20 protein-coding genes are annotated in these 25,209 nt (G+C 52.5%); all 20 read right to left on the bottom strand.

Going from position 1 to position 25,209, the window contains the following annotated elements:
- Positions 1 to 46 precede the first annotated feature (46 nt).
- The 20 genes from xrtU to HG15A2_RS00960 all read right to left on the bottom strand — a co-directional run bounded on the left by xrtU (position 47) and on the right by HG15A2_RS00960 (position 25,154).
- Entirely contained in the window at positions 47 to 1,741 is a 1,695-nt protein-coding gene (gene xrtU / locus HG15A2_RS01055; protein ID WP_218932242.1) for an exosortase U, read from the bottom strand.
- A gap of 130 nt (positions 1,742 to 1,871) precedes the next feature.
- On the bottom strand, positions 1,872 to 3,881 hold the full coding sequence (locus tag HG15A2_RS24935) for a NeuD/PglB/VioB family sugar acetyltransferase (protein WP_145056975.1): 2,010 nt from the start codon (positions 3,879 to 3,881) through the stop codon (positions 1,872 to 1,874).
- Between the two features lie 312 nt (positions 3,882 to 4,193).
- Positions 4,194 to 4,871 carry an acetyltransferase gene (locus HG15A2_RS01045; protein WP_145056973.1) on the bottom strand — a complete coding sequence of 226 codons (678 nt, stop codon included), beginning with the start codon at positions 4,869 to 4,871 and terminating at the stop codon, positions 4,194 to 4,196.
- 15 nt (positions 4,872 to 4,886) lie between these two features.
- On the bottom strand, positions 4,887 to 5,633 hold the full coding sequence (locus HG15A2_RS01040; protein WP_145056971.1) for an SDR family NAD(P)-dependent oxidoreductase: 747 nt from the start codon (positions 5,631 to 5,633) through the stop codon (positions 4,887 to 4,889).
- The gene (locus HG15A2_RS01035; protein WP_145056969.1) at positions 5,623 to 6,954 is read right to left on the bottom strand and encodes an ANL family adenylate-forming protein; all 1,332 of its coding nucleotides are present in this window, start codon (positions 6,952 to 6,954) and stop codon (positions 5,623 to 5,625) included. The genes HG15A2_RS01040 and HG15A2_RS01035 overlap by 11 nt, the downstream gene beginning before the upstream one ends.
- Positions 6,954 to 7,256 (bottom strand): acyl carrier protein, encoded by a 303-nt coding sequence (locus HG15A2_RS01030; protein WP_218932241.1) that lies wholly within the window; start codon positions 7,254 to 7,256, stop codon positions 6,954 to 6,956. Before HG15A2_RS01030 ends, HG15A2_RS01035 begins: the two co-directional genes overlap by 1 nt.
- Before the next feature lie 36 nt (positions 7,257 to 7,292).
- Positions 7,293 to 7,949, bottom strand: a complete 657-nt coding sequence (locus tag HG15A2_RS01025) for a sugar transferase (protein WP_145056967.1) — start codon at positions 7,947 to 7,949, stop codon at positions 7,293 to 7,295.
- 221 nt (positions 7,950 to 8,170) lie between these two features.
- Entirely contained in the window at positions 8,171 to 9,271 is a 1,101-nt protein-coding gene (locus tag HG15A2_RS01020; protein ID WP_391483935.1) for a glycosyltransferase family 4 protein, read from the bottom strand.
- A 290-nt stretch (positions 9,272 to 9,561) separates the two neighbouring features.
- A complete protein-coding gene (locus HG15A2_RS01015; protein WP_145056963.1) occupies positions 9,562 to 10,980 on the bottom strand; it encodes a phenylacetate--CoA ligase family protein in 1,419 nt (472 codons plus the stop codon).
- A 29-nt stretch (positions 10,981 to 11,009) separates the two neighbouring features.
- Entirely contained in the window at positions 11,010 to 11,990 is a 981-nt protein-coding gene (locus HG15A2_RS01010) for a polysaccharide deacetylase family protein (protein WP_218932239.1), read from the bottom strand.
- A gap of 172 nt (positions 11,991 to 12,162) precedes the next feature.
- Positions 12,163 to 13,119, bottom strand: coding sequence for a glycosyltransferase family 4 protein (locus tag HG15A2_RS01005; RefSeq protein WP_218932238.1), 957 nt, complete (start codon positions 13,117 to 13,119; stop codon positions 12,163 to 12,165).
- A 366-nt stretch (positions 13,120 to 13,485) separates the two neighbouring features.
- Positions 13,486 to 14,571, bottom strand: coding sequence for a glycosyltransferase (locus HG15A2_RS01000; protein WP_246117848.1), 1,086 nt, complete (start codon positions 14,569 to 14,571; stop codon positions 13,486 to 13,488).
- A 144-nt stretch (positions 14,572 to 14,715) separates the two neighbouring features.
- The gene (locus tag HG15A2_RS00995; protein ID WP_218932236.1) at positions 14,716 to 15,084 is read right to left on the bottom strand and encodes an acyltransferase; all 369 of its coding nucleotides are present in this window, start codon (positions 15,082 to 15,084) and stop codon (positions 14,716 to 14,718) included.
- Between the two features lie 357 nt (positions 15,085 to 15,441).
- Positions 15,442 to 16,284 (bottom strand): O-antigen ligase family protein, encoded by an 843-nt coding sequence (locus HG15A2_RS23720; RefSeq protein WP_246117996.1) that lies wholly within the window; start codon positions 16,282 to 16,284, stop codon positions 15,442 to 15,444.
- 509 nt (positions 16,285 to 16,793) lie between these two features.
- The gene (locus HG15A2_RS00985) at positions 16,794 to 18,110 is read right to left on the bottom strand and encodes a glycosyltransferase family 4 protein (RefSeq protein ID WP_145056952.1); all 1,317 of its coding nucleotides are present in this window, start codon (positions 18,108 to 18,110) and stop codon (positions 16,794 to 16,796) included.
- A complete protein-coding gene (locus HG15A2_RS00980) occupies positions 18,107 to 19,417 on the bottom strand; it encodes a glycosyltransferase family 4 protein (protein WP_145056950.1) in 1,311 nt (436 codons plus the stop codon). The genes HG15A2_RS00985 and HG15A2_RS00980 overlap by 4 nt, the downstream gene beginning before the upstream one ends.
- A gap of 116 nt (positions 19,418 to 19,533) precedes the next feature.
- On the bottom strand, positions 19,534 to 20,091 hold the full coding sequence (locus HG15A2_RS00975) for a class I SAM-dependent methyltransferase (protein ID WP_218932234.1): 558 nt from the start codon (positions 20,089 to 20,091) through the stop codon (positions 19,534 to 19,536).
- A 271-nt stretch (positions 20,092 to 20,362) separates the two neighbouring features.
- Positions 20,363 to 21,814 carry an oligosaccharide flippase family protein gene (locus HG15A2_RS00970; RefSeq protein ID WP_246117847.1) on the bottom strand — a complete coding sequence of 484 codons (1,452 nt, stop codon included), beginning with the start codon at positions 21,812 to 21,814 and terminating at the stop codon, positions 20,363 to 20,365.
- A gap of 82 nt (positions 21,815 to 21,896) precedes the next feature.
- Positions 21,897 to 23,015, bottom strand: a complete 1,119-nt coding sequence (gene wecB / locus HG15A2_RS00965) for a non-hydrolyzing UDP-N-acetylglucosamine 2-epimerase (RefSeq protein ID WP_261342146.1) — start codon at positions 23,013 to 23,015, stop codon at positions 21,897 to 21,899.
- Positions 23,016 to 23,120: 105 nt separating this feature from the next.
- Positions 23,121 to 25,154 (bottom strand): polysaccharide biosynthesis protein, encoded by a 2,034-nt coding sequence (locus tag HG15A2_RS00960; RefSeq protein WP_145056944.1) that lies wholly within the window; start codon positions 25,152 to 25,154, stop codon positions 23,121 to 23,123.
- Positions 25,155 to 25,209: the final 55 nt, after the last annotated feature.

The following is a 25,209-nucleotide window of genomic DNA, read 5'->3' as shown; positions in this document are numbered from 1 at the left end:
AGTGGTGAGGGTCATTGGTTTCAGAGAAAGCACTCATCCTCGCTGCCTAATCCAATTGCGAACTCGCGCTGCCTTGGGTAATAAAACGACGAAATCGCTCGCGAGTATCCAGTAATAACTCGCGCGCCTTCTCCTGCTTCTCTTCTGAAACTTCACCGGCACCGGTTGTCCAGACTTGCACTTGAAAGAACTGCTTGCCCTGCACACTACCCGAGGGTCTCAGCAGCCTTTGGAAAATGTAGTCGGTGAACGAGGAGGTGGGGGGAGCAACGGCTTGTCCGTGCTCGTCAAACTGACAGTAAACGAGGTGGGCATGTGCCCCCTCGCGTCCCGTAAAGCTAATTTCTACGAAGCCCCATGTTTCATTCTCGTCCGCGCCCGGGGCATCAACAATCTGTCGGTCGGTTTGTTCCCAGCCAATGCCCTGGTAACAGATCGCTAGCTCATGCCAACCTCCGCTAAAGGGGTAATCGCAGGAAACCAACATGGTGTCTTTATCAAAGTCCTGGTATTCGTAAGTTTGAGAATACTTTCCGAAGACGTTGTCTGATTCTCGCTCCTTCAGCGTGAAACTGACCCGATTGAATGTGGCGCATTGCTTTGGAAGCAGCTCGGCATCAATTGTGGCTGCGTTTTCCAACACTTTGGCGTTGTCGCCAACTGCTGCTTGTGTTTTCTCGAGGTCAAAGAGCCAATCGCCATAGACCATTTGAATTCCCCCTAACATCGCAAACGCGACTAGGGGAACAGCACCAAGCATGGCGAGACGCATGTTCTCAGCGAATAGCCTGACGTAATCGACTTGCGATTCAGCCGCCCTGGAAGCTTCCACCAGACGTGGTGAAAACCGTCGGAGGGTCGCATCCCAACCAGCAATCAAGAGCCGACCGTACTTGGGTATCGTCCCGTGCAGTTCATGGTAGGGAGCTGCTATTGGCGAAATACAGCGGAGCAAGAGACGATCGGTACTTACGAGAGCCAGGAAAGTCAGCAAGAAGACAGCCAGCCCTAACAGCTCGTGGGGGAGCCCAGCGGTCCAGTCAACTCCCCAGCGATCGAAAGCATAGGCGATGGTGCAAATCCGAGTCACATTCATTAATGTTGCCCAGCCGATCCCCGCCAACGTCAAGAAAAGCATGTGGATCAACGACCGGTTATTCCAAACCGAATAGATGACTGCGCAGGCGACGATGGACATGAGGGAGACAATGCCACTGCAAGCCTCGTCAACAAACAGTTCCTTTCCTGCAAGGCGTAGAACATTCCCCGACATCAAATGTGAAATGCCTATCCAGTCGAGCAGTGTGCTACTTAGTCGGCTGCTCTGCAATTGCAGTACCGCGATCAGTTGTTGATCAGGATGCGTAGGGAGCGGCACGATGAGTAACAAGAGGAGCCAAATGCCCCAGGCGTTTTGGATCAAACGGACTCGCCTTGAACGCACTAAGAATCCGGCGACAAGCGTCACTGCAGACACAGCAGCAAGCCACGGGCTGTGGACATAGTAAGCAAGCGCAAGCATCGCCCAGGCAACCGCAAATAGGAAGCCACTAAGCCAGCCGAGCAACTTCTTGTTGGGCGATTCACTCGGCACGGCTTGACTGGTCCGCTGCCAAAGCAGCCAAGCAAAAGCACCCAGCACAAAGGGAAAATGCTGATAGTGCGAACGGTTCCACAGACTGCGAAAAAACTTAGACAGCAGGGGACTGTACGCTGCGCAAAGCACGATGGCTGTAAGCACAACTGGCAACCAGTTTTTCCAAGTTGGACGCGAGTTGTTCATCTGTTACGGTATGCGCTGAACGTTTCAGGTGGAGATTGTGGGAAGAATTACAAAGTCGCTGCGGAATGCAAGCAGGGAATCCTTAACTCTACCTTGCTTGAACCGATGTCGCCACCTTTTCTTCCCTATCGACGGGTGTGGTCCGCCGATTCCCGGCAGCGAGCAGCACCTCGACCACGCGTTGACGCTCGTCTCGGCTCAGGCTGGAACCGCTGGGCAGGCACAGGCCCTTTTCAAAGAGCTGCTCAGAGACCGTTCCACCACGCATTGGACACTGGGCAAAGACTGGCTGCATGTGCATGGGCTTCCAGAGCGGTCGGGATTCGATGTTTTCTCGCTCGTGAGCCAGGCGGATCTCTTCGGTAGTCGCGCCAAATTTATCTGGGTCGACAAGTAAGCAAGTGAGCCAACGTGTGGATCGACCGCCGGAGATCTCCGGCATGAAACGGATGCCTGGCACATCGCCCAAGGCTTGGCTATAGTACTCGAAATTGGCGCGTCGCTGATTGACTCGCGAGTCTAGCTCAGCCAATTGACCGCGACCGACCGCAGCGAGCAGATTACTCATGCGATAGTTGTAGCCGATTTCAGAATGTTGATAGTGCGGTGCCGGGTCCCGAGCTTGCGTCGCGAGGAACCGTGCTTTGTCGGCCAGCTCTTTTTGGTCTGTCACCAACATTCCGCCGCCGCTGGTGGTGATAATCTTGTTGCCGTTAAATGAGAATACTCCGAAGGAGCCGAACGTACCGGCCGACTTGCCGCGGTAGGTTGCCCCTAAGGCTTCGGCAGCGTCTTCGATGAGTGGCACATCGTAGAAACGACAGATCTTGGCAATCCGATCGTAATCCGCGCACTGGCCGTACAGGTCGACGATGACTACCGCCTTGGGCAGCTTCCCACGCTTTGCGCTAGCTTCCAATTCTTCACCCAGCAACTCGGGGTCCATATTCCAAGTTTCACGATCGCTATCGATGAATACGGGCTTTGCTCCGACATAGGTAATCGCATTGGCGGTAGCGGCAAAGGTCAAGGAAGAGGTGAGGACGTCGTCCCCCTGCTGCACGCCCGCTAAGATCAAAGAAAGGTGCAAGGCTGCCGTTCCGCTGCTCAGCGCCACGGCCTCTCGAGCGCCAACTTTCTCGGCGAATTCCTTCTCGAACGCATCGACATGGGGCCCTAGCGGCGCGATCCAGTTGGAATCGAATGCGTCGAGCAATAGCTCGCGCTCGCGTAGCGACATGTGCGGTGGGGAGAGGTAGATACGCGGGGGCTGATCGTCGTTGGCTGGCTCACTGGCCTGCTCCTTCGCCGCGGCTTCCTCCTTCGCGGCGGCTTCCTCGAGCGTTTCGGGGAGCGCGGTAAGGTCCGCATCGCTGGTGAGATGTTCGGCTTGGTTTGGGTCTCGTGGTGATCCCTTACCTCCGTCGCCAGGAGAAGGGCCCACGGGCAGATTCGTAGAGGGAGGGTTAGCGGAGTCGGTTCTTGTTGTCGGTTTGGCAGGTACCCCCACAGCTACGATGCGTTCTGCCAAATGATTCACAACCGCTGCCCCAGCTCCAACCGTCGTCCAGGCACCAATATCGATATTCGGAACGACCGAGGAGCCAATACCCAAGAAGGCACCTTCACCCACGGAAACTTCGCCCGCTAGGCGAGCTCCTGGCGCAACGTGAACGAAATCGCCGACGACGCAATCATGATCTACCGATGCGCCGGTATTGATGATCGCATGGGAACCGATCTGGGCATCCGGTTGAACAATTGCCCCCGACAGAACCACAGTTCCTGGGCCTAGTACCGCTGTTGGATCGACGTTGGCATTCGGGTGAATGACGGTGAGCCATTCTCTATCGAGCCGCTCGGAGAGTGCCTTGCGAGTTGCGTTATCGCCAACTGCCAGAACCGCGGATAGGGAAACATGCGTTGTGCTCGACTCGATAGGACCAGTGATGGGAACGCCTGAAAACTCTTGACCCCAAAGCGCGGGGTCGTCGTCGAGAATTGCGACCACCGATGCGCCCGACTCTTGCAGAGCCCGCACAATTACTTTGCCGTGACCTCCGGCCCCGATGACAACAATTTCACAACCGTCTGGCATACTTATGGTCTTTGCAAGAGTGCGTAGAGAAAGGACGTTTTCGTAGAGCCTGTGCGATCACCCGCTGTTTGATCGCGTACTGCGAAATGGCTCGATCCTTCCATGATATCAGATAGGCTGATGAAGGGTCCGGTCTCCTGATCCGAAATCCCAACCTCGTGCCTCGGTGAGATCGAACTAACAGGCATCTAAGAAGAAGTCCCGCTGAGAGCTGCTAGCATTGCGACCGGCACGCTCCGCTCAATCGCTACGACCGCCCGCCGTTGCTGCTAAGCGGCGCGTTCGCTCTTCGGGAGCCGTCTACATCGTTTCTCACGAGTTATCTTCATACATCCGCCAGCCTTTGCTGGGATTGCCCATCATGAAAAACTCTGGCTGAACATCCCGGACGACGACCGCACCGGCTGCTAGTGACGAGCTCTTACCCACCGTCAAGCCTGGGATCACTGTCGCGTGCGTACCCATGAAAACTTCCTCGCCGAGCTCGACATTTCCGTTGATGACCGCATAGGGAGAAAATACGCAGTACCGACCAACCAGCGAATCGTGTCCGGCCGATGCGTAGGTGTTCAGCACAACATGGTCCTGCAGTGTTGCATTCGCGCCGACAAATCCAAACGGTGCGACGATTACTCCCTGACCCAATACGGCTGAGGAGGCAACGTAAGCAGTCGGGTGAATCACGTTGGCATAGTGCGGCTTCCCTGCGAGGCCATCTCGAAGCACGCGCCTCACCTTGGCGTTTCCAACAGCAATGATATACACGCAGTCGTTCCGCGCGACGTGACCTTGAGCGGGCTCGACAAAGTCGAATTGGACGCCCAGCGCACTCAGCTGGTCTGCTGCGGTAGCGGAGTCGTCGAGAAATCCGGCGATGCCATCAAACTCTAGTCCCGCGGCTTCGGCGTCAATCATGTCTTGCGCGTAGAGAGCTACTTCCCTTCCCAGGGCCCCTCCGCCGACAACAACTAGTTTTTTCTTGATTGGCATGATTTCCTTAGGGAGTCAACTCGTTGCGCCGGCATCGACTTTCAGTTCGATCCCCGTGACACGCTTTCCATCGTCAGAGAGTAAATAAGCAACCGCGGCTGCGACATCCTGAACTTCGCTCAAAACCCCCAGCGGAGATCGTCGCACTACCTTAGCCAGTGCGTCGGCTCCAAGTCCAGCGGACATCTCCGTTTCCATGTATCCAGGCGACACCGCGTTGACGGTAATGCCGATCCGCCCCACTTCACGAGCCAACGAGCGAGTAAATCCGAGCAGCGCTGCTTTCGTTGCCCCATAGACTGAGAGGCCACTAGCGCCGGAGGTTCCCACTACCGACGCAATGTTCACGATCCGGGCGTCGGTTTGCCGGCCGGTTTTCTGAAACATCGCGCGTTGGGCGTATTTGGTTAGCAAAATCGTGCCCAGTACATTAACGTTCACGACTTCGGCGATTTCGCTATCGTGTATGGTTGCCAGCACACCATCGCGGGCTATAGCGGCGTTGTTGACGAGGCCGTAAAGCGGGCCAAACTCCTCTTTGAGCGCCGTGCAAAACGGGTGGAGACTCTCGTGATCGCCTAAATCCAACGCGCGAAAGGCGATCGAGGGGTTCTCCTTGATCAGCGCATCAAGCGCGTCACTAGGCTGTCGACCCGTGGCGATAATCCGATAGCCATCGGCAGCTAAGCGCTCTGCAATCGCCAGCCCGAGGCCGCGTGTTGCTCCCGTTACCAGGACTAGTCGTGCTTCATTAGACGGCATGCGAGACCCCTTCCTTGAAACCATCCCCATTGGAAACAGTGCCCTGGGGACTTGTGCCAACTAACTTTCCCGCTGCTGACAATTGCAGTTCATCGACGATCGTGACCTTCGCGGGCCATTTTACGCGGGGCAACTCAGCGCGACAGCGCTCCAGAACCGTTTCACGCAACGCCGTGCGATCGGCATCATCGGTGGCAACATCACTGCTGGGCTCCACAAAGAGCTCTGGCACCTGGCCGACGATTGCGTTTGATTTCGCCCTCACGTGCGCCAAAGCGACCCCAGGTACTGAAAGAGCCACGTCCTCGATTTCTTTGGGATGGACCTTGTCCCCACCAACATTGATCACTCGGTTCGTCCTGCCGAGAAAGCAGTAGCGATCGCCACGCTTTTCGACGAGGTCACCTGTTGGGACCCAGCCTTGCCTATCCGTGATCGATGTCCCGTCGGCGTAGCTGGCGGGAGTCTCCTGCGAGCGTACCAAGAGCTGCCCCCGCTCGTCGACTTTCAGTTCGACGCCCTGCGCTGGGCGATCGAGAAACTCTGCCGGGAAGCCTGCCTGGCCGTCGCTCACCGCGAAGCCAACGCCTGCTTCGGTACTTGCGTAGATGTGAGTGACGCGAGCCTGCGGGAATGCTTCCTGGAGTGCCACAAGCAGTGTCGCGTCCGCGATCTCTCCACCTAAGGTCACGAGGCGGAGGTCGAGATTCTCCGCGATCCCGGCCATCAACAACTTGCGCCAGTAGCTGGGAGTTGTTGATAGCGCATTGACACGGTGACTCTGAAACTCGGAAACCGTTTGAATAAAGTTCGTCCGGTCGGAAGGTATCACCAAGCTCGATCCGCCAAGTAGCGCCTGAAGCACTACTTGAAGCCCCGCAAATCGACACGGGTCGTAGAGTAAACCCCAGCGTACGGTCGCTCCTTTGCTAGAATCGACTTTGAGTGAACGGGTTAAGCTCGCCAAACTGTGTGCAACCCATTTCGGCTCGCCAGTCGTCCCCGAGGTCGCCAAGTGCCAACGCGTGTCGCACGTTGTTGGAAGCTCGCTTAGCTCGGTGGGTCGCTCTCCGCTGGAACCCATGACAATGGCAGCAGACCACCCATCCGCGGCAATGAGGCTCAGGATTGCGTCGAGATCATTCTCCCCTTGACCATTGTCACTCTGGACATGGCACCGATTCCCTCGCAAACAAGTGTCACTCGATCTAATCGCGTTCACTCTTTCGAGCACCTGACCGGACGACAGGGCGACATCGCCATGAAAGATTAGCGGACTATCGTCAACTCGGTTCGAGATGTGATCAATGAGGTGCTTCACTAAGAATTCTCAGATTGAGGATGCTCGGCTCGGCGATGTTCAGCACGACGATGTTCAGAGAAGCGCTCGTAGAGCTGCACGAACTGCCCGAACGTTTTCGGGTAGACCGGCTCTTTCATTAGCGTGAACGGGTCGTAGCCCAAGCGGTCTTCGAGATCGACAACCAGCATCGCCAGGCCGAGCGAGTCGAGCCCTGTCTCCAGCAAGCGTGTCTCGTCGTTTAGTTCCGCTGGCGACTCGAGGCCAGCCAACTCGATGCCCGCTCGTAGGCACAGTTCAATTTCTTTCCGAATGCTATTCAACGATTAACTCCATAGCCAACTCCACGACTCAGGGACTCACGGCTCGCCGACGCCTTCAGACTCTGCCCCTTCAACATTTGGCCCCTCAAACGCCGAGCCTTCAGACTTGGGCCCCTCAAACTTCGGCATCGTCGCGTGCTCGCCGGCGCTAATTCCCTTGCGGGCTATGACCTGCCAGACGGTTTGGACGAGAATCTTGAGATCCAACCACAAACTTGCATTATCGACATACCACACGTCCAAAGCAAACTTCTCCTGCCAACTAATCGCATTCCGCCCGTTAATTTGCGCCCAACCGGTAATACCCGGTCGCACCTCATGCCGCCGCGCCTGCTCCCGCGTGTAGCGATCGAGATACTCCATCAACAACGGACGCGGCCCGACGAGGCTCATGTCGCCTTTGAGCACGTTCCACAGCTCGGGCAATTCATCCAGGCTGCTGGAGCGCAAGAATTTCCCCAGCGATGTTAGCCGCTCAGCATCCGCCAGGGGTTCGCCAGCGGCATCGGTCGCGTCGCGCATCGTGCGAAACTTGACCATCTCAAACGGCTTGCCGTCGAGCCCTGGGCGCACTTGCCGAAACAACACAGGGCTTCCCATTTTCCAACGCACGAGCAGAGCGATGAGTAAAATGAATGGCAACAGTGCAGCCAAGCCGCAAGCGGCAGCGATGATGTCTAAAGCTCTTTTCATCGATACTCAGGCAATATTAGACCGGATAACAGGATGCACAGGATCGACGGGAAACTATTTGTAGAAGAACACCATCAATCATCCATCCAGTCAATCTAGTAAATCCCGTCTCAAAAAAATCTCGTTGATCTAGCCAATCTGGTAATCCGGTCCAACTTCTCCAATCTCAAGACTTGCAATCACTCTGCTGCTCGATTCCCGCCGTTAGTCTAAACCCATCATTATTCTAATCCCATGATGGCAAGCATCTGCTGGTTGACGATCCGCACATCAAACTTCTCCTCAGCCAGTTTCCGGCTGGCGTCGGCCATCGTCTGCCATTGATCGCGATTCTCGATAAACCACAGCATCCGCTCGGCCAGCGCGTCGGCATCTGCTTTGGGAACCAACCAACCGTTGACGCCTTGTTGCACGGTTTCCTTGCAGCCAGGCACTTCGGTCGTGAGAATCGGGCGACCCGTGGCCATCGCTTCCAGCACGGTGCGCGGCATCCCCTCGTGATAGGAGGGTAACGTGTAGATGTGGCAATCCTGTAGAAACGGGCGCACGTCAGTGGTCGCGCCGTGATAGTGAATGGTGCCCGCGTCGTGCCAACGCTTGATCTCCTCAAGGGAAATCCCATCGGGTGACGGATCTTCGGGACCCACGAGCGAAAACCGCGCCTCGGGGACCTTCGCTTTCACTTGCTCCGCGGCGCGGCAGTACTCACGAATCCCCTTCTCGCCCAGCAGACGAGCGATCAGCAGAAAGTGCGGTGGGCCCGCAGGCCCATCAATTTTCAGCACCGGCGGCTTCTTTGACAGTGGCGACTGGGCAAACTCAGCGACGTTGATCCCCGAGCCGCTCACGACATGGCACTTCGCTGCGTCAACGATTCGCCTCTCGACAAACAGGTCGCGATTGTCGGCGTTTTGAAAGATCACCGCCGTCGCGTGTCGCAAAGCAGTCCGGTAAAGCTTGGTGACGATGGTGCTCAACACGCGACGTTTGAGGCTACCACCTTGAAACGCATACCCGAGCCCCGTGACCAGCGCAAAAAAGCGTGTCTCATTACACCTTCGCGCCGCACTACTTCTCCAGGCGATCCCACCCCAGATGATCGGTTTAATGGTATACGCCAAAATCGTAGTCGGTTTCAGTTCAGCGAGAGCGGTGCGCAGTTCTGTGAGCGTCTGACGGTCGCTGCTGATACTCATGGCGTTGCGCTGAATCGAGTAAGGACGAAACTCCACGCCGAGTGCGCGAATACGCTGCTCTACCTCAGGAGAAGCGTCGGCCGTCATCACCGTCACCTTACTGCCGGTGTCGACCAACGCACGAATTAAGTCGCCACGAAAACCGGCGACGGAGTCGGGGTAGGAACCGAGGAGAAGGAAGTGTGGGTTGGGGATGGTTAGATATCGCTAGGGCCGAATGGGTTGGTTTGCTCGGGTGGATCTTGATGTGTGAGCACCCATTGTCGTGAAAGAGAAAACAATTTCGTTAACGATTTTTGGCTACCTTGAAATGCGGCAAGAGATAGCTCTTGGAAGCGGCTTCTGTGGATGAATGCCAATGGTCCGCCAGGATGCGTGCACTTACGCCCTAACAGAAACGTCTTGCTTGCTAGGCTTCATTGGTAATCCCTTGGCCATAATTCTCGTGGTAACCCGATCATCGAACGAAATTTCCCACGCGCGCCACACTCGATCTGGTCGAGCTTCTTAAAATCGATATGAATTCCCGATCCGAGACGCTCCCTCATTTCTCCTGCTATAGCTGGAAGGTCACGCTCGGCAAGAAAGTAGTTGGGGTCAGGCACATAACGGAAAATGAAATAGTCCAATTGCAGCTCTTCGATCTGACTTTCGATAAAAGCCTGAGGAGCGACCTTCGAAACTTGGCTTAGCCTTCCGACAACCCCACGTTCAGAAGTGACCATAACGTCGTCATGACGTCCGCGAATCTCTGACACAACAGTCATCTCACGACCACACGGGCATTCTTCATCCGACCAGATAGCATAGTCACCGATGCGGTAGCGAATTAGAGGCACTCCAAAAGAGCGGAAGCTAGTAACGACCATTTCAGCTTCTTCCCCGGCACTTGCCGGTGTGCCATCAGGGCGAAGGAATTCGACAATACCCGACTCATCGTTAACATGTAGTCTCCCTTGGTCGCATTGCCCTATGAATGGCGCGCCTTCCGCGCTTCCGTAGTGATTCCATACAGTGCAACCGTAGGCGTTCTCCATTTCCTGACGTTGAAAATCGTACAGGGTTTCCGCGGTTGTAAAGACAGCTTGCAACCCGATTTTCGACTTGAAACGCGGATTTTTATTTAACCACTTTGCGACAGAATACCCGGCTGAAGGATAACAATGTAGGTATTTTGGTCGGAACGCACCTAATGCCTGAGCAATCTTTCGAATATTAGGCGGGGTGAGATGGTAGCTAGAGCATAGGAGCTGGTTCCAGGCGTAGTTGAAGCGATATGGCCTGATAGGATCGTCATTCTTTGATATAATAGCGCCCGCAAGTCGTGCGTGGCGTTGCATGAATGAGACGCCTGCCCAGCGATACTGCCGCTCTAGCAATGCTACTGCTGTCGAGATGGATTCCTGATCTACCGGTATGGCCAGAGGTGTGCCGGTAGAGCCACTCGTTAGCTCTATCTCCACTGGCTTTCGCCAAGGTGCAAGGTTATAAAAATCTTTCGTTCGTGAGCGCAGAACACTCTTATCTAGAATTGGTAGCTTACGGATGTCTTCGATTCTTTGGAAACTGCTTGGAGATATCTTGCTGTCCCCGAGCGTCTCACGATAGTAAGTTGTCCAATCGACAGCCTCCTTGACTAACTGTCGCAATTTCGAAAGCTGGTATTCTCGATGACTCTCAGCATTCCACCATTGAGAAGACATCAATTCGTCGACTTTCCGTCTCCAAACTGAACCGAACCGCTGTGATTTCAGCCTGTAACCATGCGCAGAAATCGCCAAGTCTTGCAATCGTGGCGGAAGCGAGTAGTAGATTGCCTTAAGTTTCTTGTTCATCTTTCGTTGTCTAAATGCGCTGGCGTGCCCTATTGTACAAAAAAACGTCGCAAATTAGCGAGGGAGCTAGCTAGCGCTGCGTTCAGAGATCGGACTTGACTTGCGCGATCAAATTGCCCGTCTAATATCCACCATTTTAGCCACATTGGAATTGGTGCGTTGAACCAGGAAGAGACTCGGTAGATGTGAGTCGGATCACCGCTAGAGGGCGCATTGGGTTTGACGCCTTTAGTGGTGGCAAGATGTCCAGAGTCCAAGGCGATTTGCCGAGCAAGTTCTGTTTCAGCACCTCCTGGCCAGCAAACAAACCGAACCTCTTTATTTAGCTTCTGTTCAATTATGCATTTTGCATCGACAACCTCAGACTTCACACGATCTTGATGCTCAGCTTCGGTCTCGAAGCGGGAGGTTCCTGCACTATCTTTTAAGATCAATTTATGTTCATGCTCAATCTGCGCACGCCAGTCTGCCTGTTCGAAAAAACTCGCACCGCCACTTTGGGCCGTAAACTCAGCCAATTGCTTATCGACTTCCCTGCTTTGTTCGTAGCGCCTTACAGCGATAGATCGACCATGCTCGTATATTGGTGTGCCGAAGGGCACTAACTCTTCATCGAATTTGTTCATCCAGAAAGGTTTAGTCTCTGGGTGTCTGTTCCAGGTCAACCATTGATAGGAATCTCCTGGGTGATGGTAATCTACGATTTTCTCCCCACTGAAATGCCACGTATGAGTTAAGGTGTGTGACTGGATATCGACCAATCCTGACTCCTCCATAATCCTCATTTCTGGCCAAGACAAAAAACCCCACCAATCTAATTTCTCATTGGAGATTTTGCCGGCTGCAACGTCATCGAGTGTGGGTCGTACGATATCACGTGGGTCAACGAATTCCGGGTTGATAAAGATCGTAAATTTAAATCCAAGCCTTTTGGCCATTGGGAAAACGTGCGTCCAGTTATCGAGGAAACCGTCGTCGAAAGTGAGTACGATTTCTGGCGAATTCGACATTCGACTTCCAGAGACATAGTCGTATGTGGCCTGAAGATCGACAAACGTGAATCCTCGACTAATCAACCGTCGTATCTGCTGCTCGAATAGATGTGGCTCTAAGGTAAGAAAAGACTTCGGCCTGACATGGGGATGGGTCCCAATGCTGTGGTAGTAAGTCACAGGTATAGCATTAAGCATTTATCTGCTCTGAGTGCTCATTTTTTGAGTCAAGAATTTCGCGAAATACGCGACAGTGCTTCTCAACCATTCGTTCTATTGTAAATTCAGATTCTACTAGTTGACGGCCCGCTTCGCCAAAACGGTGGCAAGTGTCGGGTGCACTCAACATAGTCCGAATCGCACTTGCCAGAGCGTCGACATTATCAGGCTCAATCAAAATGCCAGTCTTACCTGGAACTATTAGCTCCCGCACGCCGCCGACGTCTGTCCCGATTACCGGGATCCCAGCCTGCATTGCTTCAAGAATTGATGTTGGAAGGCCTTCTCGAAGTCGAGATGGCAGTACGAAGAGATCGCCACGATCTAAGACCGCACGAACATTCGGTAGGAATCCAGTCCAAGTATAAGTGTCACTCAGTCCTACACTCGCAGCCTGCTTAGCGAACTGGCCATTAGTCAGATCCCTTCCGACTAGTACCGCTCGGAGATTCGGAAATTCATCACGCAGGGATGCTACTGAACGAAGGAGGATCATCTGTCCCTTCATCGGTCGAATGTTTGCGACACATACCACCGTGGGTGAACCGAATTCCCATTGCGGATTCAGTAGCGGTGGTTCTCCTGAATCGATGGAGAGACCATTGCGAATGACGTGAACAAGCTCGGGTCGAATTCTTATCTTATCTTTGAGTACGCCTGCTGTAGTGTGTGAGTTTGTTATGTAGCCGTCGAGCGTACGCTTGTCCAAAGAGCGACCAATCCGGTTAATCCAGCGTGTTCCTGACCCTCGTTCTGCGCCAATAACAACTGGTATTCCTGCTCTTCTTGCCGCTCTTGCCCACCAGAGAGTGCGAATTTGTCCGAAACAATAAACGATGTCTGGTTGGAAATTCGTGAAAGCCTGAGACAGCGAGCGAACCGCAAGTTTACCCACACGTTGCCACGGCACACCTAAGGGTTCAATCATTTGAATAAGATCAGAGTTCTCTGGTCCTGCCAGAACCAGTGAGCACCTTAGTACGCCTGGATGAGACGCAGCCATGAGGCGTACCATTGTTCGCTCCGCGCCACCAATTCCTGAAGAAGCGAAAATAAAGCAAACGCTGAGTGGGCGCGTAACTGCCTGATCGTTCGCAAGTGGCGCTGGTTGGATTTCAGTATTCATAGGCGAGCTAGGAATTCACAAGCAACAAGCTACTGTATGCCTTCTCAGTAGTTCTGTCGGGGTAGTTGTCCGCTCCCACGACTAAGCGGTAATAATTCGAAAAAACTTTGGTGACTATTGGGCGTAGGTCTTGTGCGCATTGAGTTGCAGTCCACCTGAGATTGAAGTTTACACGACGAGCTTTGTCAGGAATTCGGAGAGCCGAGATCCATGTTGTTGGTATCCCAGCTCCTCTAAGCATGTGTGAAATCCAGCGCGACCTATTTCAGACGCCTCATGAGGATGCTCATGTAGGTAAATCAATGCGTCTGCTAACTCGCCAGGGCCGCTGCCCGGCTTTAATAACCACGCATTCTGACGGTGCCTAAAGTACAAATTAACGTCGCCAACCGCAGACAGAATTGTGGGCTTAGCGCTCTGAAGGTAGTCTGGTAGACGCGTGGGAAAACAGGCCCGAGTTTGAATCTCGTCGTCCCGCAGCAGCACAAAACAGTCACTCTCTCTTAAGCGGCTTCTCATCTCCTCATCAGTCAGCCATCCCGTTACGGTCACACATTTACATAGCCGCGGATCTCCTTTTATCCTGGCTCTTGCTGCGCGCCCAGCTGATGTTGCCTCCAAACGCCCCACAATGACTAAATCGAGTTCCAGCCCACGACTAGCTGCCGCCAATACCCCGTCAAGCAGAGAGTGGGGCAAGTCTCGCTCAATCATTGAACCGAGATAGGTCATCGTAAACTTCTCGGATTCAGCAGAGGACGACAACGGTTCCTCAAGACCTTCACCGAGAGCAGGGATGCGAAGCACGGGGCGTTTGTGCCTTCTTGCAAACTCTTCCAACCATCGTGAAATTGCAATTACACCGTCCAGCTTTGGTAAGAGTCGTTTCATGCAAAGCCACTGGTCGAACGATTGCGTCATAAGCATTCGTCGAATCGTCGTCGGATGATACTCAGTAATGTCCATGACTACTGGGATCTCACGCCTCTGAAAGAACTTTCTGATTGGATTGGAGATTAGTCCCGAATGCCCGTAAATTATGACGGCATCCGGGAGTGTTTGTTCAGCCAAGGTCTCGATCGCATTCTGGAATCTAGGGCGCAAGTGCAAAATTAGGCGAGCGTTGTAAGGCAGGAAACTTCCAGTGGTGGGCCATACTACATGCTTGTAGGGAATGTTGTAGTCATCATACTGCCATTCGGTTTCTATTGCCGTTTCCAGTTCGTGAGCAGCAATGCGTGCGGCGAGTACCATTGGTTTTTCCCCAGCCCGTGCCAAGCCTCGTGCAATTTTTTGAATCCGGTTAGCTGCTGCGCTACCTCCCGGGTAATTCATTGCTATTATTATCAGTACATTCATTCGTAGTCCGAAAAGCTACTTCTTTCTAAATCTCGTGCGTCACACCCTTCGGATAAACCGTGCCGGAACTCCTGCCCAGATCTCGAAAGGCGGTACAGGCTTAGTCACAACGCTGCCCGCCCCTATAACGGCACCTTCGCCGACAGTCACGTTCTTAAGAATCGTTGAGCCACTACCGATGAAGGCCCGCGGACCGATCGAGATTGGGCCGTGACCGATGTGACCTCGATTAGCAATTCGGTCGTCGGGGTCGAGTTGATGAAAGTCCGTGTCGTAAATCTCGCACCCGCCCCCAATGAAGGTCTCAGCACCGATACTTACTTTATCGATGCAGACAATGGTCGAGTTGGACAAACCGCAACCATCGCCGATATCGAGTGTACCTTTGGAGCCGACCCAGAAGGCCATTCGTCGATCACCCCCCACAAAGTTGGCAGGGCCCGAGTTGATACGAACGTTCCTTCCAATCACGAACTGCCCGGCATTGTGCAATCGAATTCGACCGTTAGCTCTCAATCCACTCCCCCACTCTACACCCCAACACCACATGGTTATTCGAGCATGCATTCCGCTCAAAGGAACTAAAATTGTCCTGCTGACTAGGATGCCAACTCCTAACCTTAGAGTTTGTAATACGCCACGATTTCCTGCCTGTCTTGTCAATTTATAGATACCCCTTATACGTTTCTTCAAAGCAAGTGCCCGATGTCCAAGATTCTTGCCTTCGCGTGTTCGTAGTGTTTGGTTAACCAAGTCAGGCTCGAACTAACAAAAAGAATGCGTCAAGGGCTTTGGAGCCATTTCTTTCCGGTCCCGCACTTGAAATGACTTAGGACGCCTCTTCGATATTGCAGGAATCAAACCAAGAGACATCCAAAACAGAAAGCCAATCGACGACATACGAATGCCAGCGCCGAAAAAAGATATGCCAATTACCGAGAGAACAAAAGCGAATAGACTAGTCGCAGCCAGCTGGCGAGCGCCTTTCAGAGAGCGAACAAGAACAATCGTCTTCCTGTACCACGCAACAAGAATCGCGGCAACGAGCGAACACCCGACCAGACCAATCTGGTCGATAAACTTGATGACCTGATTGTGGTGGTCCAAGTTCTCGATAAAAATGGTTTTTCTCGTGATCGGGTCAGTTACCCACATTGTCACATAGTGACCCATTCCATGGCCGAATAAGGCGTTGTCCTTCCATACCCCGAGGAGACTATGTTCCCACATAGCCATTCTGCCGCCACTAAGCTCGCCCCCCGTACCTTCCTTTAGATAGGCACGCTGGACGTGACTCATTGCTGACTCATTATTCATGATTACAAACAAGAATAGTGTTACTAAAACTAGTAATATTCCACCGAATTTTAAGTATTGGCCAGACTTCGATGACTGGACACTCGCTGGGCTTGCCATAAATGCAGCAATGACAACAAGGAACGCTCCGGCTACAGCTGGCTTGCTTAACGACAGAACAATGCCTGAAAGAATAACAACCACTTTCAAGACCTTGTGTCCCTGAATGACATTGGCACCAAAGAACAGATCGACGATCAATATAGCTAGTGGTAAATTAAGTGCATGGCAGCCTTGAAAGCCAGGACTCATCAATAGAGGGCCTCCGGTCGTAAGCTGCGTTCCCCCTTCTATGACGTAGTACGCGCCAAGAACGACACCGGCATTCGCAACTAAGTTTAGGATCCGAGCCCAATTCCTTACATGACTCCCTAGCCAGAAAGCGCCAACTGTCGCTCCGGAACGCAGGAAATAATACCTAACATCGTCGATAACAAGGGGCGCGTCGTTTAGCTTGCCCCAGACTAGCCCTGAGATACAGATTGCCCACCAGCACATCAACAGCTTTCCGTAACCGAAGTTCGATTGGCGAGAAAGACGGCTGGTGACTCCGTAGATGACAAGAAGTGGGACCAATAGCATGTCGCTAGGAAACAGGTTCCATGGCGTGAGTCGAAAAAGAACAAATGAGCGTTCAACTACTATTGGCTCAAGTAGTGTCATGCAAATCGCTTGCAGAATACCTAGGACAAGGAGTGCACAAATGCTTCGCTCAACCCCGGTCATTTTTGCGAGACGGTTAGATGAAGGAGAGCGATACATCAGGAGGCAGTCGCTTCTTGGGCGTTATCGGTCTTCTCTCTTTCGTCTGCGGTTCTCAAGCATTGTTCATAGAGCTCAATAACTTGAGAGCAATTGATGTCTTTGTTGTGCATAGCGACCGCATGCTTCCAATTCTTAGACCCCATTGATGTCGTCAACGATTTTGAATCCGCGAGCTCACTGATCGCTTTCGCCAATGCTTGTGAATCGTGTGGGGGGAAAAAGATGCCATTGACGTGGTCTGTGATGCTTTCTTTCAGGCAGTCAAAATGACTCGCGATAATCGGCTTGGCCATGGCGCCTGCCTCAAAAGAGGGTCTCGCTTGATGGGGCCGGATCGCCGAAAAAACCACCATGTCGCTGGCTGCTATGATATCCGGGATGTCCGATCGGTGTTTGCAGCAGATCGTATTCTGCGTTAACTCGGAATTTGAGAAGATCTTGTGTAGAACAGCCCCATGCCCATATCCCAAGAGCTTCTTAACGGCTCTCTTGAGCGGTGACGTGTTTGCGATTTTGTCAAGATCAAGACCGACAACCAAGAAGGTGATGTCTTTGCGATGCTTCAGGAGGGATGCCGCTTTAAGAAAAACCTCTGTCCCCTTAATGCGTGTGACACCTCCCAGCGTCAACACGACAGTTTGACCGGCACCAATTCCCAAAGAAGTTCGTACATTCGTTCCATCAGCAGTCCTGACAAAGAGTTTGAAGTCAACCCAGTTTCGAATGACTTTGCAAATCGGTGTTTTCAGGCCATGCAATTGTTTATCAAACTCTGATATGAAGTGGATTGCTCTGGCGTACTTATTGAGCATGTATTTAGTGTAGCGTCTACGGAATCCAAAGGTCCCCGGGACTGCCGTTTCGCGGATCGAAACCACAACATTCGTGGTGCTTTGTTTGGCAGTACTTAGTAAAGGAGTCAGGGTAATAGAATTGAAGTGAATGATAGCTGGATTCACTGCTGCAAAGTGCCTGCGCCAAGTATCCTGTGCCAAACAATTCCGGACCCTTGCTAGCCAAAACTTTGGGCTGACGGGAGAAGTAGAGCCTGCGGTGGTGTGTCGAAATGTCGGTATATGAGGAACAATAATGACTTGCGCACCAGCATTGCGAAACAAATCGCAGGCAGCGCTTTGGAGGCAAAACACAACTGCTCGAAATCTCTTCTTGTCGAGACTCGATATTATGTTTGCTAAACTAAGCGGAGCGCCACCTACCCCTGTTCCATGGTGGACATAAGCGATGGTTACCTTTAGTTCCGATACCCCGGCTTCCATCGCCTCACTCTCAGGTAGGAAGGCAACTGCTCTCATCCGAACAATTTAGGCCCTTTGGAATCAGATTGATTCAATAGCTTTTGATAGCTTTCCATGGTCCGTCTTGCAATTTGTTCCCATGACCGGTTTGTCAGCACCCAATCACGTGCCCTCTCGGCAATTGCCGATCCTCTTTCAGGTGATGCGATTAGACTTGAAATCTTGCTGGCAAGATCCGTTTTGTTGTCGGGCTCAAAGCTTAAGCCACGGTCGTCACCCGTGTGTTCGACAAGCGCAGGGAGATTGCTAATCACCAACGGCACACCCTTCGCCATTGGCTCTAGGATTTTTACAGGCGCTACGATATGACACACAGGCTTGTTGATTCTGGGAATGAGGTAAGCATCGAGAGCAGAGTAGTAGGAGGCGATTTCGGCTTTGGGCACCCTCCCCTGAAAAATAATTTGCCCCGATATTCCTAACGAGTTGGCTAACTGTTTTTGCCTTGCCATGTCGGTCCCATCTCCTACCAGCAAGAACTTTACTTTGTGCCCAGTATCATTAAGCAATTTGATTGCCTTAATAGCAGTCCCCAGTCCTTCCAGTTTTCGCACATTGGTAAAGCATCCGCAGATAAAATCATCCGTAGAGAATCCCAAGCGTCTCCGGAATTCCAGACGGTCCGTTTTTTTGACCCGCTCGAGTGCGTCAACACCGTTGGGAAAGAGATCTATTTTCTCCGAATCAATCCCTAGATCAATCAAATGCTGCTTCATCGCAGCGCCGAGCGTAGCGACCCGACCAGCACCACGGCAGGCGGCAAGCTCGGTTTGCATTCGTTTTGCTCTTGCTTTTTGAGTCGATGCTCCTTCGGCCTCTTGCGATAGATCGAAAAAACCTCGCACCTCGTAGACGATCGGAACACCTTTCGCTTGGCCTAGTTTTGCGGCAAAGTCGAAACAGCGACTGGGGGAATGCGCATGCAGGACATCAAAGTCGATGTTTTGGCAGGCATAGTCAATAATTCTATGCACCGTCGATTCGTTGACGCGATAGGGTATGGTGCGACCGAGTCCGCGAACTCCAATTTTCTTGAGCGTTAGTGCCGTCTTCAAAATTGCCTTTCTCAATCTGCTGGACTGGTCGGGGATGCCTAAATAGGCAATGCCATCGCAGTCATAAGAGACCATTCCAGGACCAACAACTGTTCGCTCCCTGCGATCAATCGGTGTTGACGGAACGACGATGGCGCGGGGAATCATGCCAATCGCACGTTGAGCCATGAGGAGCGAGTGAGTCCGAATTGAGTACCCCCCCTGAATATCCGGGAGAGCATTGTTAATGATGTGCAACGGCTTTTTCATGCACTAAGTGCCTGCTTCATAACTATCGCTATGTCAGTTGACCAAGAGATTGATGGCCCAAGCAACCGGGAAATCTGCTTGGACTCTCTGCCCAGAAGATTTGTGAAATATTTCATCTATCTGGCATTTAAGACCAAGCAAGTCAATTGATGCAATGTGTCCTGTGACGCTTCTTCTACAGGCATTACCCTTTCACCAAAAGTCCACATTTCGCCAGTGAAACCTTTGAAGTACTTTTGGTCCTTGACATACAGATCACATTCGCGACACCAACAATTAACTTCTTCTCGTGAGAAAACTTGCGTTACGAAGCTAGCATCTTGGCCATACGTCGAACTAGCTTCCTCATAGATGTTGGGATTGTATCGTCGCTCGTTATATGGAAATGACAATACGATGCTTCCACCCGGGGTAAGCAAACTTTTCATACCAGCTATCGCAGCAACATGATTCGGGATGTGCTCCAATACCGAGAGGCACGTAATTACATCAAATTCATGATCGATTGCTGGATCGGTAATGTCATCAACAGTGATTTTATAGTGTCGATTGAAATAGCTACCCCAATAGTCTTTGACTTGATCCATCGCAACTACACGGTAACCACAAGTAGTCAAGAGATGGGGCCAAGCTGACTTGCCGGTGCCAACATCAAGAATATTCTCGACAGGCATTTTGCTCACCCAATTCAGCGCGTAGGAATACTCCACAGATCGTTCATTGGGGGGTCTTTTTTGTGAGTCCTTCTCCAAGATGGGCTCAATGGCCCATCGGCCGATTGTGTGAAACATCTTGTATTTAAATTTGCTAAGCATACTCCTTCACTTTCTGAAAAACGTGTCGCCCAATTCAGCTTGATTTAAGAAGCATTAGATGGAATATCCTCACAGCGATGTGCCCCGATTGCTCACAAATTGCGTTGCAGCGATTCTTTTTTTCGTTAAATCATTCTACGCTAAGGCCCGCACCTAATTTCTTCTTCAACATGATTGCCTCAAGTAGCTCAACTGGGAATATGTCGCCCCAATAGTAACAACAAGCGAGTATAGTCGAGTACATCACCAGCGCTGCACAGAACCCAGCCCCCCCTCCTATTGAGTGATAAATAAGGAAAGACGATATTATGCCTAGCACACACGCCCCAATAATCTTCCCTAGTAAAACAAAGTCAAAATAAGCATGTATGCTGACATCCAGAATTTTCGTGCTGTAGTTCAGCAATAGTAGAAGCAATAATGCGTAACCTGCAACGGTCGCTACGGCAGCTCCAGGTGGGCCCATCGATTTCACCAATATGAATGTCAGCGGTACATTGATAGCGATTGCTGTTAGGAAAATCAGTACTTGCTGAAAGTTCTTGCTAGCCGCGGTGAATATATCACCATAATTGACAACGCGGAAAAAGAGGATCAGCGTATAGATTGCAAGGATCGGCGCACTCTCTACGTACTTCTTAGAGAAGTAAAACGAAACAATTGGTTCGGCAAAAACGACCAAAAAACTTGCGAGTGGATAGATAAAGATCGCGTTGTAAGATGCGATCCTCCTTTTTAACTTAACGATCTCAAGCATTTGCCCATTGGCGAACAACTTTGAGATATCGGGTAGTACGATCTTCGTAACCGACGAGTAAATCGCGGCAATAAATGGCAACTCAATAGCGCCGTTGCGAAATACAGCATATTGCTCTACTCCCAGTAGTTTGCTAACGATCGCGCTATCGGTGAGCTTGAAAACAAGCCCCAGCATGAGGGAAATGCCTAGCGGGAACCCAATCCAGATTTGTCGGCGAATCAACTTCAGGTCCATACCTTTCCATCGCAACAGGTCGCGAGGTACGAACGCTGCTAGGAGAAGCGAGTTGAAGATACTGCCAACGACGACTGAGGCAATAAAATTGTACAGTGAGTAGTAGAAAAACAAGCAAGAGAGCATGAGTGCAAACGAAACGAGATTTCCGATCACCAACAGCACAGCCGATGTCTTGATCTTGCTGAAATAGATTAGTGTTGAATCGAGCGTTGTCTTGACGATTCCGAAAGGGACAACAATCGCGTACACTTTTAACAGTGGGCCTAGCTTGTCGTTCCCCAGGAACAGGCCGATTTCAGACGAAAACAGAAATACGAGTAGCGACCCAATCAAACCAATGACTATGGAGCCAAGGAGGTTGCTCTGAAAAACTGACGCCTCTTTGCCACGATTCTGCGCATAGAAAACGAAAATCACCGTGGCCAGACCAAATGAAAATAATCTGCCCGCAAAATTGCCGGTCAAGAGCACCTGTCCGTAGGTCCCGTAGTCTTCCAACGTCATCGATCGTGCAATTATCGGAAGAAATAGAAATCCGATTAGCTTGTTAAGGCTCTGGCTCAGGAAGAGCAGAGCAACTTTCACGACTCTTGAGGTTTCAGAGATTATTGGCTTTCCTGTAGCCAGTCTGGCAATTGCAGTCGTTCACCCAAGTGAGAGTGCTCCATCAAGGTTTCGTAACTGACATAGTTTGAGCATCCACATCGATCAGAATGCTTGCGATCCGGCTGGCAGCTTTGCCATCCCAGAGTCCAGGAATGCCAGCCTGATCGAATTGGTTGGATGCAATTCTCTCGTAGGCACCTAAGATCGCGTCAGTACTTGTGCCAACCAATTGATTAGAACCAATGTCACACGTAACTGGGCGCTCGGTATTCTCACGAATGGTGATGCACGGCACCTTCAGAATCGTTGTCTCTTCTTGAAGGCCGCCAGAGTCTGTCAGAACGAGTTTTGCAGACGCATTTAGCTTAAGGAAATCGAGATAGCCAATGGGTTCAACCACATGAAGGTTCTTCATCGACTTTACCCGATCCTCAAAACTAAAGGCCGAGACGTTCTTACGAGTACGGGGGTGGATTGGAAAGACAATGGGAAGGTCGCGTTGGATGTGGTCAATGGCGTCGAGGATGTTCGAGAGTCGTTTAGGATTATCGACGTTGCTAGGGCGATGCAGGGTCATTGTGGCATAGCCTCCAGCTTCTAGCCCCATATCTGCGAGGATAGTTGACCGTTCAGCTTTTTCGCGATTCTTCAGTAACGTGTCGATCATGACGTTACCGACTAGATGCACTCGCTCGGCAGCGACCCCTTCACGGCGAAGATTTTCAACACCCGATCGCTCCGTGCAAAAGAGTAAGTCGCTGATTGAATCAGTCAGAAGTCGATTGATTTCCTCAGGCATCCTCCGATCACCGCTTCGCAAGCCTGCCTCGACGTGAATTAGCTTGATACCGAGCTTCACTGCGACTAACCCGCAGGCAATCGTACTGTTGACGTCACCGACAACTAGGACGTAATTTGGGGCATGTTCGATACAAACCGGCTCAAAAGCTCTCATGATCTCGGCAGTCTGAACAGCGTGGCTACCACTGCCAACTTCGAGATTGATATCCGGTTCCGGAATCCCCAACTCTCGAAAGAAGAGGTTACTCATTTTCTCATCGTAGTGCTGGCCTGTGTGAACAAGCAGCGGTTCAATACCAGAATGAGAATGAAAAGCTTCCATGATGGGAGCTATTTTCATAAAATTGGGTCGAGCTCCTGCAATACATATGATCTTCATTATTCGAAGCAATCTGTGGCATAGGATAGAATCCCGTAATGTTTCACGCTGCTCTTTACTCCAATAGATCGACCGATTGCAGCTCCTAATCCGCTCATCTCACGACTACTGTCGCATTGGTGTCGCAGCTGAGTAGGGTAGATTTTGTTCTGGCACAGCTACATGCTCGACGGCTTCACTCTGGCCGGTATCGCACTGGTCTGGCTCGCTCGATAACTCCTCACTCGAAGCGTAGTTCAAAACGATCGAGCGAATCACATCCCGCAGCGCCTCGTCCCCCTCGCCACAAGCCCCGATGAGCGACTCAATCTCCCCCGTAACTTCGCCCACGGTGTGCCGTACGTACCGCGCTGCGTTGAGCTTGGGGTGCGGCATGTCGACGGTGGTTTCGTGGTCGTCGAAGAGTTCTTCGTACAGCTTTTCGCCCGGGCGGATGCCGGTGACTTCGATGTCGATGGCGTGCTCCGGGAGGCCGGCGAGGCGGATGAGGTCGCGGGCCATGTCGATGACTTTGATTTGCTCGCCCATGTCGAGCACGACGATTTGGCCGTCTTCGCCGATGGCGGCGGCTTGCAGGACCAGTTGGCTGGCCTCGGGGATGGTCATGAAGAAGCGTGTCATGCGGGCGTCGGTGACGGTGATCGGGCCGCCGTTTTCGATTTGCCTTTTGAACAGGGGCACCACGCTGCCGTTGGAGCCCAGCACGTTGCCGAAGCGGGTGACCATGAAGCGGGTGGGCGTATCGGCGGCCAAGGCCATCACGTAGCGTTCGCCCAGTTGCTTGGTGCAGCCCATGACGCTGGTCGGGTTGACGGCTTTGTCCGTGGAGATAAAGACGAACGTGCCGACGGCGAATTCATTGGCCAGGTCGGCGACGGTTTTGGTGCCCAGCACGTTGTTTTGGACTGCCTCGGCGACGTTTTCTTCCATCAGCGGCACATGCTTGTGGGCGGCGGCGTGGAAGATGATGTCTGGGCGGTGGGCCTCGAAGATCGCACGCATGCGGCGCTCGTCGGTGACGCTGGCGATGCGGGCTTCGATGACGGTATCCGTATTGAGGGCGCGGAGTTCTAAGTCGATCTTGAAGATGCGGTTCTCGCCGCGACCTAAGAGGATGAGCGAGTGGGGGTTGAACTTCATGATCTGACGGCACAGCTCAGAGCCGATGCTACCGCCGGCACCGGTGACCATGACGGTTTTGCCTTCGATCAGATGGTTGATCGAGGAGGTATCGAGCTGGACGGGATCGCGATGCAGGAGGTCGGTGATCTCGATGTCTCGCATGGGGACTTTGTGGCTGCCATCGAGATGATCTTTCAGATCGGGGATGACCTTGAGTTGGAGCCCTGCCTCGGTGCAATCGTCCATGAGCTGGCGGAGCGTTGCCCCGGGCAGCAGGCCGGCGCGAAGGAGGACGACACTGGCGTTTTTCTCCTCAGCGACTTCGGCAAGTTGGTCGATGGAGCCGGCCAGCTGGGCATTGAAGGCGAAGCGGCTTTTCTTGGCTTCGCCATTGAGCCCGATCTGTCCGACGACCTCGTAGCCCCACTCGGGACGTGAGGAAATAAGCTGGCCCAGCCGCGAGCACTCGAAGCTATTGCCGACGATGAGGGCCCGTTGGGTTTGCTGCGTCGATTTTGATTTGAGTGACTGCTCTAAGGCGATGCGACAGACCGAGCGGAGCGCCCCGATGGCGAGAATGGTGAGCCCCCAATCGAGAATGACGACCGAGCGGGGAACCTGATAGGGAAATAGGAAGTAGTCTAGCCCGGCCAGGATGGCGGTAGCGATGGTTGCCGCGCGGAACAGGGTGACGAGGTCGGTAAACGTGACGTACCGCCACCACCCGTGGAAATGCCCGGCCACATAGAACGTAGCCAGCTTGACGATCACCAGCAGTGGCAACGTCCTGAGGAAGAGGCTCTGGTAGTTCTGGTCAAGCGAGAAGTCGAAGCGGAGCAGAAACGCGAGCCAATAGGCGGCCACAAAGACCAAGGCATGACCGATGACGAGCAGTGGAATGCGGGCTTGGATAAGGAGCTGGCGCGCGCTGTGCCAGCGGCCTGCAGCCTTGCCACTGGCTGGGGGTGTTGGTTGAGCGTTTGCGGAGTTTTCTGAGCTAGCGTTGGGCATAGTCATTGTTGCGTGTTTACCAGGTGAAATTTGCTGGAGAAGCGTTCACCAGTGTTTCTTG

It is taken from the genome of Adhaeretor mobilis (assembly GCF_007741515.1).
Lineage (GTDB): Bacteria > Planctomycetota > Planctomycetia > Pirellulales > Lacipirellulaceae > Adhaeretor > Adhaeretor mobilis.
The sequence above is the reverse complement of the archived record's forward strand: the minus strand, read 5'-3'. Positions and strand labels throughout refer to the sequence as shown.

Coding starts and splice junctions, on each gene's coding strand:
- HG15A2_RS24935 (WP_145056975.1), bottom strand. CDS start 3,881: ATGCCAGACGGTTGTGAAATTGTTGTCATCGGGGCCGGAGGTCACGGC.
- HG15A2_RS01045 (WP_145056973.1), bottom strand. CDS start 4,871: ATGCCAATCAAGAAAAAACTAGTTGTTGTCGGCGGAGGGGCCCTGGGA.
- HG15A2_RS01040 (WP_145056971.1), bottom strand. CDS start 5,633: ATGCCGTCTAATGAAGCACGACTAGTCCTGGTAACGGGAGCAACACGC.
- HG15A2_RS01025 (WP_145056967.1), bottom strand. CDS start 7,949: ATGAAAAGAGCTTTAGACATCATCGCTGCCGCTTGCGGCTTGGCTGCA.
- HG15A2_RS01015 (WP_145056963.1), bottom strand. CDS start 10,980: ATGAACAAGAAACTTAAGGCAATCTACTACTCGCTTCCGCCACGATTG.
- HG15A2_RS01010 (WP_218932239.1), bottom strand. CDS start 11,990: ATGTCGAATTCGCCAGAAATCGTACTCACTTTCGACGACGGTTTCCTC.
- HG15A2_RS01005 (WP_218932238.1), bottom strand. CDS start 13,119: ATGATTGAACCCTTAGGTGTGCCGTGGCAACGTGTGGGTAAACTTGCG.
- HG15A2_RS01000 (WP_246117848.1), bottom strand. CDS start 14,571: ATGGTACTCGCCGCACGCATTGCTGCTCACGAACTGGAAACGGCAATA.
- HG15A2_RS00995 (WP_218932236.1), bottom strand. CDS start 15,084: ATGGCCTTCTGGGTCGGCTCCAAAGGTACACTCGATATCGGCGATGGT.
- HG15A2_RS23720 (WP_246117996.1), bottom strand. CDS start 16,284: ATGAGTCCTGGCTTTCAAGGCTGCCATGCACTTAATTTACCACTAGCT.
- HG15A2_RS00985 (WP_145056952.1), bottom strand. CDS start 18,110: ATGAGAGCAGTTGCCTTCCTACCTGAGAGTGAGGCGATGGAAGCCGGG.
- HG15A2_RS00980 (WP_145056950.1), bottom strand. CDS start 19,417: ATGAAAAAGCCGTTGCACATCATTAACAATGCTCTCCCGGATATTCAG.
- HG15A2_RS00975 (WP_218932234.1), bottom strand. CDS start 20,091: ATGCCTGTCGAGAATATTCTTGATGTTGGCACCGGCAAGTCAGCTTGG.
- wecB (WP_261342146.1), bottom strand. CDS start 23,015: ATGAAGATCATATGTATTGCAGGAGCTCGACCCAATTTTATGAAAATA.
- HG15A2_RS00960 (WP_145056944.1), bottom strand. CDS start 25,154: ATGACTATGCCCAACGCTAGCTCAGAAAACTCCGCAAACGCTCAACCA.